Source organism: Bdellovibrio sp. 22V, assembly GCF_030169785.1.
In the GTDB taxonomy this organism is placed as follows: domain Bacteria; phylum Bdellovibrionota; class Bdellovibrionia; order Bdellovibrionales; family Bdellovibrionaceae; genus Bdellovibrio.
Genome location: NZ_CP125854.1, coordinates 1,178,336 through 1,191,868 on the forward strand (window position 1 = coordinate 1,178,336; position 13,533 = coordinate 1,191,868).

12 protein-coding genes are annotated in these 13,533 nt (G+C 46.9%); 1 reads left to right on the forward strand and 11 read right to left on the reverse strand.

Annotation, left to right across the window (positions count from 1 at the left end):
• Positions 1-197 precede the first annotated feature (197 nt).
• From QJS83_RS05710 to QJS83_RS05760, 11 genes are all read right to left on the reverse strand, one after another.
• Positions 198-605 carry a 2Fe-2S iron-sulfur cluster-binding protein gene (locus QJS83_RS05710; RefSeq protein WP_284608178.1) on the reverse strand — a complete coding sequence of 136 codons (408 nt, stop codon included), beginning with the start codon at positions 603-605 and terminating at the stop codon, positions 198-200.
• 39 nt (positions 606-644) lie between these two features.
• Positions 645-1,871: a tyrosine--tRNA ligase gene (tyrS, locus tag QJS83_RS05715; protein ID WP_284608180.1), complete on the reverse strand. Its 1,227-nt coding sequence runs from the start codon at positions 1,869-1,871 to the stop codon at positions 645-647.
• 17 nt (positions 1,872-1,888) lie between these two features.
• Positions 1,889-3,454 carry a ribonuclease Y gene (gene rny, locus QJS83_RS05720; protein WP_284608182.1) on the reverse strand — a complete coding sequence of 522 codons (1,566 nt, stop codon included), beginning with the start codon at positions 3,452-3,454 and terminating at the stop codon, positions 1,889-1,891.
• Positions 3,455-3,460: 6 nt separating this feature from the next.
• Complete coding sequence (locus QJS83_RS05725) at positions 3,461-4,024, reverse strand: 5-formyltetrahydrofolate cyclo-ligase (protein ID WP_284608183.1); 564 nt, start codon at positions 4,022-4,024, stop codon at positions 3,461-3,463.
• Between the two features lie 25 nt (positions 4,025-4,049).
• Entirely contained in the window at positions 4,050-4,358 is a 309-nt protein-coding gene (locus QJS83_RS05730) for a cell division protein ZapA (protein ID WP_284608184.1), read from the reverse strand.
• Between the two features lie 110 nt (positions 4,359-4,468).
• Complete coding sequence (locus QJS83_RS05735; RefSeq protein ID WP_284608185.1) at positions 4,469-5,059, reverse strand: hypothetical protein; 591 nt, start codon at positions 5,057-5,059, stop codon at positions 4,469-4,471.
• A gap of 12 nt (positions 5,060-5,071) precedes the next feature.
• Entirely contained in the window at positions 5,072-6,043 is a 972-nt protein-coding gene (locus QJS83_RS05740) for a hypothetical protein (protein ID WP_284608186.1), read from the reverse strand.
• 11 nt (positions 6,044-6,054) lie between these two features.
• Entirely contained in the window at positions 6,055-7,740 is a 1,686-nt protein-coding gene (locus QJS83_RS05745; RefSeq protein ID WP_284608187.1) for a L,D-transpeptidase family protein, read from the reverse strand.
• 205 nt (positions 7,741-7,945) lie between these two features.
• Positions 7,946-9,577: a hypothetical protein gene (locus QJS83_RS05750; RefSeq protein ID WP_284608188.1), complete on the reverse strand. Its 1,632-nt coding sequence runs from the start codon at positions 9,575-9,577 to the stop codon at positions 7,946-7,948.
• A gap of 213 nt (positions 9,578-9,790) precedes the next feature.
• The gene (locus QJS83_RS05755; RefSeq protein ID WP_284608190.1) at positions 9,791-10,996 is read right to left on the reverse strand and encodes a hypothetical protein; all 1,206 of its coding nucleotides are present in this window, start codon (positions 10,994-10,996) and stop codon (positions 9,791-9,793) included.
• Between the two features lie 17 nt (positions 10,997-11,013).
• Positions 11,014-11,376 carry a hypothetical protein gene (locus QJS83_RS05760; protein WP_284608191.1) on the reverse strand — a complete coding sequence of 121 codons (363 nt, stop codon included), beginning with the start codon at positions 11,374-11,376 and terminating at the stop codon, positions 11,014-11,016.
• A gap of 228 nt (positions 11,377-11,604) precedes the next feature.
• Here QJS83_RS05760 and QJS83_RS05765 point away from each other — a divergent pair, with 228 nt between their 5' ends.
• The gene (locus QJS83_RS05765) at positions 11,605-13,524 is read left to right on the forward strand and encodes a DUF7844 domain-containing protein (protein ID WP_284608192.1); all 1,920 of its coding nucleotides are present in this window, start codon (positions 11,605-11,607) and stop codon (positions 13,522-13,524) included.
• Positions 13,525-13,533 lie beyond the last annotated feature (9 nt).

Below are 13,533 nucleotides of genomic sequence, written 5' to 3' on the forward strand. Positions count from 1 at the left end.
TTTGTTGCTGGAGGGCCTTCCCTAGCTTTGTCCGAAGGCTCGGCCTTAGCCGGCGCAGGATGCGCGAACCGCACGAAGTGCGGCGGCGATTGAGCACGGATGCGTGCCGACCGAAGCGACAAGGCTAGGGAAGGCACTCCAGCAACAAATCCCTCGCTATCAACCGAGACTAGGTAAAAACGACTCTCGTATTCAGATTATCTTTTAGGTTTTTCTTCGTCTTTTTCCGCGAGCAACATTGTATCGTTGACGGCTTTTGATTCGATTTGTTTGTTAGAACGGAAACCGCGGATTTTCTTAGTTTGATTTTCTTGGCGCTCGACTTGTTCTGTGAGGTCGACCGTCACGTCACCGAAGCAGCGTACTTGGCAGCTCAAACGGCGGCCATCGATAAAGTGGCTAGTGCCGATCAGATTTAATTCAGCTTTGCCCGGAGGAAGAACATTCGACTCCCCTTCCGTGATTCTTACGCGGCATTCAGCGCAAGAGGGAACGCCTTTGCAGATTGAACGAATCTCAAGCTGGTTTTCCGTCGCAATCTGCAAAAGACTCTTGTTAGGAGTTCCTTCGACTTCGATATTTTGCGGAAGAAATTTAATTTTCATAACTTGAGATTCCTATTTCACTTAACAATTATAACACTTCTATTTTAGAACGACCTTCGCGTATTTCGTCTTACCCGCTTTGATCACAAGACCGTTCGCTAAGTCGGCCTCTGCAATCTTCAATTGAGGGTCCGAAATCTTCGTTCCTGCGATTTGTACGGCACCGCCTTGAATCAGACGTCCGGCTTCTCCGTTAGAAGCTGCTAAACCGACTTTCACCATCAACGGGCGAATACCAATAGTGCCGCCTTCAAGATCCGCCGCAGAGATATTCGCCACTGGAATTTCATCCGGAAGACCTTTATCGACGAAAATACGATTAAACTCTTCTTCAGCGGCTTGCGCTGCGGCTTCAGAGTGGAAACGTTTGATCAAGAACTTCGCCAAGTTCACTTTCACATCACGAGGATGTTTGCGTTTTTCCGCCACGTCGGTTTTCAACTGCGACAACTGATGCGCGGAAATATCCGTGAGCAATTCGTACCAGCGGAACATCAACTCGTCAGAGATGCGCATCGTTTTACCAAACATGTCTTTCGGCGTATCGATCACGGAAATATAGTTGTCCAAAGACTTGGACATTTTATTCACGCCATCGATCCCCTCAAGAATCGGCATCGTCAAAACACATTGAGGCTCTTGGCCGTAAGCGGATTGCATGTCACGACCAACAAGAAGATTGAACTTCTGATCCGTACCGCCCAACTCGACGTCAGCGTTCAAAGCCACAGAGTCATAGCCTTGAGTCAAAGGATACAAGAATTCGTGAATACCGATCGGTGTTCCGGATCTGTAGCGCTTCGTGAAGTCTTCACGCTCAAGCATACGCGCGACCGTGTATTGTGCCGACATTTTGATGAAATCAACAGGAGTCATTTTGCCAATCCAAGAGGAGTTGTAAACGATCTCTGTTTTTTCCGGGTCCAAAATCTTAAAGATTTGCTTCGCGTAAGTACGACCGTTTTCTTCGATCTCTTCGCGCGTGAGCATAGGACGAGTCGTATTTTTTCCTGAAGGGTCCCCAATCATCGCCGTGAAATCCCCGATCAAGAAGAAAACTTTATGTCCCAATTCTTGGAAGGTTCTGAGTTTATTGATCACGACCGTGTGACCGATATGAATATCAGGGCGTGTCGGATCTGCTCCCAATTTGATGTTGAGAGGTTTTCCCTTTTTCAGCTTCTTAAGCATGTCTTCGTCGTTGATAAACTCAGCGACACCGAACTTGATTCTTTCTAGCTGTTCACGAGGATCTAAAAAACTCATACTTAAATTCCTAAACCTTAGCGTGCGTGCTCAACACTTCTTGTTTCACGAACAACAGTGACTTTCACTTGGCCTGCCTGAGGCAGCTCGCGCTCGATCTTACGAGCGATATCACGAGACAACATCACAGCTTGATCGTCTGTCACCTTGCTGGATTCCACAAGAACACGGACGTCTTTACCCGCTTGCAAAGCCAACGTCTTAAGAACTCCGTCGAAGCTGTTGCCGATGCTTTCCAAATCCTCCAAACGATGGATGAAGGAATCCATTTGCGGACGACGTGCGCCCGGACGAGAGCTTGAAAGCACGTAAGCCGCATGCACAATCCACGCAAGAATCGAATGAGGTTTTTCCTCTTCGTCGTGCGCGCGGATGGCATGGCAAACATCTTCGGATTCATTGTATTTTTTCGCGGCTTCAGCACCAACAAAAGCGTAACTGCCTTCGGCCGTGTGATCGATCGCTTTACCGATATTGTGCAAAAGACCCGCACGGCGAGCGAGCTTCACGTTCACACCCATTTCACCCGCAAGAAGTCCTGCGATCTGTGCCACTTCCAAAGCTTGGTTCAAAGCGTTTTGACCTTGGTATGAACGGTATTTCAAACCGCCGATGATTTTCACAAGCTCCGGATGGATGTTTGGAATTCCCAACTCCATCACATGGCGCTCGCCTTCTTCTTTAATCGACTTCATTAATTCGTTACGTTGTTTCTCAACAACTTCTTCGATACGTGCTGGATGCACACGACCGTCTTCCATCAATTTCTCGATAGTACGGCGAGCCAACTCGCGGCGAACTGGATCAAAACCAGAGATCACCACCGCTTCCGGAGTATCGTCGACGATCAAGTCCACACCGCAAAGCGCTTCGAGGGTACGAATATTACGACCTTCACGGCCGATAATCTTGCCCTTCATCTCGTCGTTCGGCAGAGCCAAGACACTGACTGTACGCTCAGAGGTGTATTCCGATGCGAAACGGGAAAGAGCTGTCGCCAAAATACGTTTTGCTTTTTTATCAGCTTCTTTATTGGCTTCTTCTTCAATGGCTGCGATTTTTTTCGCTGCTTCCATTTTTGCTTCGTCTTCAAGAGCTCCCAAAAGCTGACGACGAGCTTCGTCTTGCGACATGGAGGCGACACTTTCAAGTTTCGTCTTCAACTCCGCAATGTGCGCCTCGCCTTTTTTCTCTAAATCCTTGATTCTGTTTTCTGAGATCGCGATTTTTTCTTCGCGGTCTTTGAGCGTATTAAGGTAACGCTCGTTTTCTTCCATCTTCTGTTTGAACTGATCGTCGATTTCTTTCAGACGACGTTCCAACTGAGACTCTTTGTTTTTAACTGTGGATTTTTGCTTATGAATGTCGGCTTCGACGTTTTTGCGGGCGCGGGCTTCGAAATCCTTGGCTTTTGTTTCAGAATCCTTTTTGATTTTTGCGGCTTCTGACTTGGCTTTGTTTACGATTCTTTCCGCTTCGATACGAGCTGACTTCTTTTTGTTTTCATCTTGAAGGCGCTTAACAACAAAAACACCTACTCCACCTAAAAGAACACCGATAATTGCGGTGATAACGATCTCCATGACCTATTACTCCTGATACTGCTTGCACTCGACAACGCCTGATTCCGTAATGAGATAATCCATCACGACATCGTGGGGCTCCGTGGGAAGTGGATCGACTGTGACTTGAAAATCAAAAGCGATTCCGACTTTAATCCCTTGGTATCCAGCAAGAGTCTTGTCATAAAACCCTTTGCCCTTCCCCAGGCGATTGCCATTCTTATTAAACACGAGTCCTGGAATCAGCAGACCGTGAAGTTCTCTCAGATCCTTTTTGACGGATTCTTGGGATGGTTCCCACACTCCGTAAGGTCCCAGCACAAAATGCGGGGCTTCGAAAAACTCCAAGTGGCCTTCATGCATGCGCGGAAAAACCCAAGCAATCGAAGGGATTTGAAACACCTCTTCGACTTGCGCTTCCTCCGGCAGAGCACGGTAGGCTCCCCAGATTCCCTTTTGCGAACTCATATAGTTGCGCAAATGAGAATTGAGCTGCTGTTGGTTGTGAACAAGACCTTGCGCAAACTCTTGAGCGCAAAGAGATTTAAAGAAGGAACGACAGTCCTTTTTAGAGCTCCAAGAAACAGGCATGGAAACCCCAAGAATCAAAACAAAGTCAGTTGTTCAAAACCTTGTTGCTCTTGGAATTTTCTAGATCCATAGAAAGTTGCAACGCTTTTTCTTCGAGTTTTTCCAACTCGCGATGCGCCTTTCTTTTCAAAAGGATAAGTTCCTCCGCCAAATTCATCGCTGTCAAAACAGCGGCATTTTGGAAAGAACCGTTTTTAGTCAGGGACATGGCTTGATTCATTTTGTTGTTAACAAAATCGACGAGCTCTTGAACAGTGGCATCGTCATGAGAGGTTTTTAACTTGTAAGGGACACCCGCAATTAGAAAATTGTAGGTTTTTTTATCAGATGTCACTAGCACCTCAACAGCTGCAGAACCGAATTGCCTAAACCTTTTAAAACTCTAGAAAAAACCTAGATCAACACTGTTAAAAGTATATCGCTAAAGGCTCGATATTCAACAGTTTATTTTTTCGAACAGGTGCATATAATGCCGAGGTCTTTCTTCGTTTCGCAGAGAATCGAACGTTTGCCGGGCTTATCGACCAGCTCGTACTCTTCGATCTCCTTAAAGTTCCGGCGGTAGGTCGAGAAAACTTCATTGAGCTTCGTGTCATTATAGGAGTATTCGTCTGATTTAATTGTTCCGTTGAGCAAGAAGTTGTTGATGATGTCCTGCTTAGGATTGATGCGTTGGTTCGACGTGAGCTTGATATCGGTGATAACGCCCTTCTCATCGACCTCTTGCAGGATCAATTCGGTATCCATCTTTTTTGCACCCATGAACTTGGTGCGCAAAATAAGATTCATCAGTTGCTTGTCTGCGTTCACGTACTGAATTTTTCTTTGACGCAGTTGCGATTGCGAGGTCACGAACTTTTCATCGCCCAACTCTTTCAGGCGATTGAGATCGACTTTGAACGAAAGCTTTTCGTCCTGAAGTTCAGGAAAACAGCGCATAAGATTTTCATATGAAACAGAGATGGGCTTGATGGGCTCAGCCTGAACAAAGTGAGCCCCGAATGTGCAGATAATACCAATTAAAACTTTTCGCATTCCTTTTTCCCATTACATGGGTTCGCAGCTCTCCGCCGAAGAGCGATCACAACCTTCTTGTTGATCGCTTGTGCAATAAGCGCGAGACTCCGTCTTCCAAGTACGTGCAGATGAGCAATCCTCGCCATCAAGGTTAATGAAAGACTTGATTTGGTTCAATGAAAATCCCAAATTCGATGCATTCTGGGACAGATTCCCGACCTTCACTGTAACCGCTTGTTGATTTTTTCCTTCAGCTTGGACTTTGTAAGAGCCCGGGAAAACTGAAACAAAGTCAGCATCCGAAATCGGCGCGGAAACCAGATAGCGCGGGTGTTTTGAAGGAATCACGTCACCCGGGAAGGTCACCCACATCTCTTGAAAAGTGCCGTCGTTGCCAAAGCTGAAAAGCTCGCGCAAGCCCATCGCAGAGGTCGCGGTATTCCACGCCTTGCACACGGTTTTTGCCGCGCTCGCCACTGATCCATAGGCGTCGATCTTGGGACAAGTCTCGTAAGTGAAGCGCTGAACGTAATCTCTTTCCCATGCACCCGTAAGATATAAATCGCCGAAATTTTCCTTCTCAAGACGGAAGAAGTGACGATTCATCAAGAACATTGTCATATAGATTTTCTTTTGCTCCACCAGTGACGTAAAGTCGCGGTACACCCGGATTTTTTGCCCGCGAACTTGCGAAGGCACCGTCAATCTTTCCAAATACAACTGCGTTGTCGAACCCGGATTTACAGAGATCGTTTCGGGGTGAATGGAGTTTTCAAAACCCACGATATAATTTCCGGCAGGCAGCGCTTGCGGTTTATTGAGATCAAAGAACACGGGATTATCACACGCGCCTCGTTGTCCGATCTCACAGCGAACTGCCTTCACCTTTTGGAAAATTTGAAACTTGCCGGCCTGACCGTTGACTTGCAAAGCGCCCATGGATTGAGCTTGAGCCAAACCTGCGAACAACAATGTCGAAACTGCGATCCACATTTTTTTCATAACTCTCTCCTTTAGAACAACTCGCCTGCGGATTTTTTATTCTGCAAAGCTTTGCTTAAACGCGTGTCTTGGCCGTAAACGTCGTCGATAAAGCGCATCGACCCGTCTTCGCCTTTTTCCACCGTCAAGTACAAGAAGTACACCGGCATCGGTTTTTTCAAAGTAATACGCTTATCCAGCTCCGCCGCCTGCTGATCTTTGTACATTGGTACAAAGTTCTGAATGTCATACAAGCTCCAGCCCGGCTGATCGCGCAGCAAATAGGCGGCAAGCTCCAACGGCTGCTCTAGGCGCACGCAACCTGAACTTAGGTGACGCTTGCTTTCACCAAAAAGATGTTTGTCATTTGTATCATGCAGATAAATCGCCCAAGGGTTTTGCAACGGAAACTTCACAACACCCAAAGCATTGTCTGGCCCCGGCAACTGGCGGATGTAATAGACGAAATTTTTTGCCGTCATGTTTTTCCAATCAATCGTTGAAGGATCGATGACTTCGTCCGTCGCTTCTTCAATAAGAAGCATGTTGTGTTTTTCGAGATAACGACGGTCTTGTTTCAGCAAAGGCAATTTGTCTTTGATCGCGATACTGCGAGGGACCGTCCAATACGGATTCAAATTCACGAAAGTGATCTGATCGCGCATGGATGGAGTCCGGCGGAACGCCTGACCGTTGATTGTTTTAAAATAGAAAACCTGACTGCCTTCATCGAAAAGACGGAACTCTGTCGTCGCCAGATTCACAAAGATATGGCGGTTTTCAATAGTCTTCGGAAGCCAACGAAGTTTCTCCATCGTCACTTCCACTTGCGCGATTCTTTGACCTACTGTGAAGTTCAAAGCACGCAATACTTCAGAGCGTGTTCCAATAATACCGTCCGATGTAAGACCGTTCATCGCTTGATATTGTTTTACAACATCTTCCAACTCTGTATCGAAGGTATTTCCCCCGGCATCAGAAACATAGTATCCAAGCTGTCTTAAGCGGGCGCGCAACTGACCAATGATCGGATCCTTCACTCCACGTTTCAAAATAAAACCTGGCGAAGTCAACGTCGGCCAGCCGCCGCGGGCCTTCAGATCTTTTAGAGTTACCAACAGACTCATAAGATCTTTATAACGAGGATGCGAAGGAGCGAAGCCGTCAAGCGCAGACGCCAAAGAGCCCGCGCCATAAGAAACCGCAAGATTGAGTTCATTGTATTCGTTGAAATCTTTTTGTTTGTACTTAATATCCGTGTCGATTTGTTCCGGATCAAAACGACCCGTCGATAAATGCGTGACGTAACGGATAAGCGCTTCACTTGCCGCCAACTCAAAAGTGATCCAGTTTTTTTGATTTGTTTGAGCCGCCTTATAAAGATTTTCGACATCCGCATCCCAATAATCACCGGGATTTAAACCGTGGCGGTCCGACGTCAAAAGAATGTTTTTAAGAGTCACGGCCATCGCATTGGGAAGACCATTGGTGTCTGTCCAAATAGCTTGAAATCCCCGCAAGGAGTATAGCTTGTTTAAAGTTTCAGTATGAAGAATGAAATTTCCCCAAGAAGGTTTAATCAAGGGAACTGTCGTTTGTCGGCCTACGTAGCCCTGAATGACTGCCGCTTCCCCGTAAGCGTGCGAAAAGCTCGGCGCCAACAGTGTGAAGCTCATTCCTAAAACGAAAGACTTTCTAATCCAACTTTTTAGCATCATAAGAAACCTCTCCGAGTTTCTTACTATCAAGTAAGATGCCATCCTGATTGGACTTTCACCGGTTTTTAGATGCCTTTGATAGATCAAAGTTTAGACAGGGCCCTTAATTCGTCACCGCCGTCTCAAAATGGGAAAAAGGCACCAGGTACCTTTTTCTTAAGAGAGTGGAAGGGAGCCCGAAGGCTCACCCTCCACAGGTGGTTTTTTATTGCTGCGACTGAAGATAGCTAACGATATCGACGTCAGGGGCTTGGGCGATCCCGGCCCCCGGCTTCGGCCCGTTAAGTTCTTCCAGGGAAAAATCCATACGCGCATCATAGCGACGCTCCCACTGATTGCGGAGCCATTTTTCCCGCGCGTACCATTGGCGTTTGTTTTGACTGTCCTGACAAGAGGAAAGCTCTTGCGGAGTTTTCGCGCCCCAACGAAGTTCGACACAGTGATAAGGGTCGAAGCTGATATCGAATAATCGCGCGCGCGCATTTTCTAAATCCAACGTCACAGCGCTGCCGCTGGAGTTCGTATAAGAAAACTGGCATGCGCGAGACTCCCGCTCATACACCGCGAGCATGTCCGCTGCGAGATTTCGGCCGTAATAGATGATGTTGGGATCGCCGCCCTTATATCTGGAAATCATCGTTTTTGCCTGGAAGAGCAAGTCCATGTACGACACTTTCAAACGCGCATCTCGAGAGGGAGTGGCATACGCCTCCCAATCTCCGTCCGCGCCATAGATATTCAGGGGCAAACGCAAAGGATGCTCTTGCTTGTCGATGCCAGATTGAATCGCCTGATCCACCGCCACGACGCGGTCTTTTAATGAAGTGCAAATATCGCCAAGAATTTGGCGCAAGTCTTCGATCGGATTGATTTGCAGGTTTCCATTCGACATCATGATGCGAAGATAATCGTAATAACCAAACTGCGTTCCGTGGAAAATAAATTTTCCTTTTTGCCAGTCACCCGCAGGATCCGGCGTATTACCGTAAAACTGCTCGTAACTGAAGTGCGGCAGCATATTGTTGCGAGCGCCAACGATTTTTCCGCCGGTGTATTCACCGGTTGCGGTACGGCGAGCTCCCATCAAATAGAGTGGACGAAAGTTTTTAAAACCCGCACCGTGATAGGGATTGCTGCGCACAAACTTAGGAGTGTACATCCCCGACGTCAAAGTATTATCAGGGTGAGAGTCGATATAAAAAATCCGCCCGTCATCACTGATACGGTGAATGATCGCGACATGTCCGTTGGGATCATAAATCACTGTGCCGGGACGAATCGCTTCACGGCTCAACTTCACAGGATAGAAATCTGAGAACAAGTTGCCATCTTGATCACCCATCACGCGGAAGGTGGCGGAGTACACCGCATTCACAATCGTTTCGTTCAGCAAACTCACCGCATTCGGTGCGCTAAATCTTCCCGCGGTGATGCTGTAACGATCCGTCACGATATTGCCGTTACGGGAATAACGGACGTCTTTGCCTGTCTGCGTTTGTCGCGGACGCACGCCGCTTGCGATCGACATCGGAAGGCCATTCTTCCACGCAAAGTAAGAACGCAGGTAATAAGGAAGATCGGCGCAGTCCGCGAACAACCTAAGACTCGCGGGATCTGTTCCGGCATAAGGATTCGCGCTATAACTGCGCAGACAGTCCGCAACGGTGGCGCATTCGCGGCGCTCTACCGCGGCGCCAATACGTGCGATAAATTCACCAAAGCGCGCTTCATCTTGCGCCGACCATTCCGTGCGCGTGATTCTCCAGCGATTGTTTTGTGCCTCGGCGAGGGCTGTTCCGAGCAGTAAACTTAAAACTAAGATCCATCTTAATCCCATACCGTCTCCTTACGATTCTCGTAAACATCATTGCTTCCAGAGAATATTAAGACGGACCTTGGGTGAGGCTGTCACCGCCGCGCTTGTTAACTGGCGAGTCAATTTCTGCATTTTAATCGAAGACGAAAGAAACGTTGTGCGATGGCAGTCGAAAAAAAGCAAAGGCCCGCGAAGCGCGAGCCTTTGCAAAGAGAGAGGGAAAAACTTTATTAATTATTTACCAGCTTGAAGAAGCTTGAAACCTTCAAGGTACGCTTTGTACTCGTTCACTTGAGTTGTTGTCTTCGTGCTTTCACGCAAGTTGATAACTTCACAAGAACCTGGTCTCAAAAGGTCAACCAATGGCATACGTTGACATTTGAACTTCGCCTTACAACCTTTGAAGTCACACTGCAAAGACTTACCACCGAAAGAGTCGTAAGTACCGCCAGTCGCAACCGCGTTCTCAAGACCTTGACGGCACTTGTCGCGTTTTTCTTGCAAACCAGAAGCAGGGCACAACCAGTCGAAAACAACGTCTTTATAGTCTTCAAGGCTGCTGTTCACATTGATCGGTTTCACAGAAACCGCGTTGATCATAGAGCGAGCCATCGCTTTTTGACAGTCTTGAGTCGTATTGTTCATACAGAAGAACTTGAAGAAACCAAGACCACCTTCAGAGAAAGATCCCCAGTAACCATTGTAGTTGTGGTTGTCAGGGAAAAGACGGCGGCAAGCACCCTCTGAACAGTTTTCGTTTCTTTCGTAAGTCTTTTTGTTAACGCCTACGAATTTACCTTCGTTTGGTTTTCTTGCGTCATCAAAGTACCACTGACCGTTTTCATGCAAACGGTTGAAGTCTGTTGATGTGAAAGAACCTGCCACAGGAATGTTCCATTGAAGAGACAAGATTGGAGCTAGGAACTGACCTGAGTTACAGCCATGAAGATACGCATAAGCATCCTTCGTGAATCTGTTCGCCAATTTTTGGTAACCGTCTCTTTTAGGGTCCATGCGGTTGAATTTACCGTCAAGGATCACACCGTAATAAGCCACGCTGTGAGAGTAAATATCCACAGTCGCAATCTTGTTGAACTTTTCCATCTCAGACATCACGTCCGTCGTGTCAAAGTTAAAACCGCGGTGTTCTTCAACGTTTTTAAATCCGTAAGACGCAAGAAGTTCGAGATTGTCTTTACCACCCGTTTCGTTCACGGAGATAAGACGGATCTGTTCGTTAGGATAAAGCTCTGCATACTTCTTCGCTTTAGCCGCTGCAGAAGTTTGCAAAAGAGTTGAAAGTTCGTTTCCTTTACCAACGATCAAAATATGTGTACGAGTGTTTGGATCTGTACCCATGTTACCATAGGTCGCAGTGATATACGCCCAAGCCGGCGAGCTCACCATCAAGCTCACAAGAGCTGCAAAAATCTTTTTCATCTTCAACACCTTTCCTTTTACTCAGTAGCCAACAAATAAATGATTTCTTCGTCAGTCAAGTTTTGTGCTTCAGCGTTCACTGTCTTATAGACTTGAATCGCTTGAGTCAAAACCGTAGAACGTTCCGCTGGGTTGCCCGCAACGATATGTGCAATAGCTTCTTGGCGGCCCAAATCCATGATGATTTTGTAACAAGTGTAATCTGTCATATCACACTCAACATCTGTATAGAGTGATCCGGATGAGCTGCTGATGCCTTTGTCCTTTTTCTTTTCTTCTTCTACTTTAGGAGCAAGGTCATCGTTCTTTTTGCTCGAAGCTTCGAATGCGAAAGCTTGAACAGACATAAGCAAAGACATAATTAACAACGTTCTTTTCATAACACACCTCTCGTTAAAATTAAGACTCACGACCCGTTTTGCAACAGGCACGCCAGGGGTTTGCAACACCTATCTCGTGTTTATTCATTTTGAGACGAAAAGTTCGCTCAGAGTGACCTTATAGGCCGTCACTGACGAGATATTAGACAACGGTAATGAAGGTCTATTGCGAGGAAAGTTTCTTCAGGACATCTCTATATGGACTCGATCTTGCACCTAGAGACTTCTATGAAGAAGAGCGTGCTTTTTCTCCTTATATATATGTTGTCTTCCATAGCCCTGGCGCAAAACGTAGGCGGCTCACGCCTTTTGGATATGATTGCGTCCCAAGTAAGCTCGCAAGAACGTTTGGATCTTTGGAAAGCTCAGGTCGAAGTCGAAAACATGCTCCCGCCTTTGATGAAGCAACGTCTTATGCAAAAAAGACCAAAAAATGGATACCGTCTTTTTGCGGAAGACTTCAAAGAACACGTTGCGGGGTCTTCGAACCGCAAAGGTGAAATGCGCATTAATAAGAGTCTGTTGAAAAATCGTCCTCTTCTTATCAAGACGATGATTCACGAATGGGCGCATATTTATGACTTCATAAATTTCCACTCAATGGAAGTTCTTTCCCACGCCAGCTGGTGCGATACTTATCGCGATGACCGCGAGATGAACACGGGCGAGTGCGATCTTTATTTTGATCTTAAAACCACAGTTTCAACGACGGCGGAATTCCAGGAAATCGGCGGGTGGTTCCTGAACCTTAGCGGTAAAGGCGCACGCATCCGTCAAACATCGTTTAACCTTCGCAGTCCTGACAAATACGAACAAGCCAGCAAAGCCGAGATGTTTGCCGTGAACATGGAATACTTTCTGACCGACCGTGAATATCAATGCCGTCGTCCAACGATGCATCGGTACCTGAGCGAGCACTTCGGTTACAATCCGTTTCCGTTGGCGTCTTGTGGTGACTACTTAAAGATCGTCGATCCATCATTCACATCCGCAGACAGAGCCCTTGCGACGATCGATAAAAGAAGACTTTATCAAGTGCATTATCTTCTTGCGAGCCGCGGAGACGGCATCTCTGGCAAGTTCGGCCATTCTATGTTCCGTCTTGTGATGTGTGCTCCCTCACGTAAAGTGATGGGACCGGATTGTTTGAAGGACATTCAATATCACTTGGTTCTTTCTTACCGCGCTTTCGTCAACACGCCTGAGATCAGCAATTTGGCCGGTCTAGGCGGTGACTACCCGTCTCGTCTTTTCTTTATTCCGTTTGCACAGGTCATCGAAGAATATAATAAGACAGAGTTGCGCGATTTGATGAGCTATCCTTTGGCTTTGTCCCGCCAAGAGATGAATCAATTCGTCGATCGCGCCGTCGAAACGCACTGGGGTTACGACGGTCAGTATTATTTCCTCAGCAACAACTGCGCGGTCGAAAGCATCAATCTTCTTCGTTCGGCGACGTTGCGCAAAGAACTTATGACAGAGAGTGCGCAAACCCCGTACTCGCTTCGTAATCTTCTGGCGCGCGCCAAACTGACGCAAAAAGAATACATGGACAACCGTGAGTGGGCTGTGAAGAATGGCTATCTGTTCATCTCTCACGGTGAACACTTGGAAAAAGCGTTGGAGTTTATCGACGACTACGTCACTGTTCGTGAAGCTCAGCGTATCTCGGACTGGGTGGAGCTCACTCCGGGTCAAAGAAGATACCTTTTCCAAAAGCACATGCCGCAAGACCGTCGTGTGCAAGTGAAATATGCCGCTGCATTCTTGCTTTTGGAAAACTATGCCGAAAAAGAATCAGAGTCAGGTCTTCAAGGTTTCTTGCTAAAACTTCTTAAGTCGTCGAACTTGGAACAAGGTTTGGCGGATACGTTAAGACAAATCCTCGCGATTCAGAGTGGTTTCTTTGAAAGCAAAGGCCAGCTGACGACGCCGGCGCAAATGCTCAATATCGGTTACGGTCTTCCGTCTCCGAAAGAGTATGCTACGATGCAAAAGCAGCTTGAAAGCATTGCTAAACGTAAGAATGAGAGCAAATCTATTCTAGCGGACCTGTATGAAAGAATCTTTAAACCGGAGCAGTTTTCCATCGTGAAACAAATCCGCTATAATAAAGATCTCTACACGCAGACGATTCTCAAACGCTAAGGGATGTAA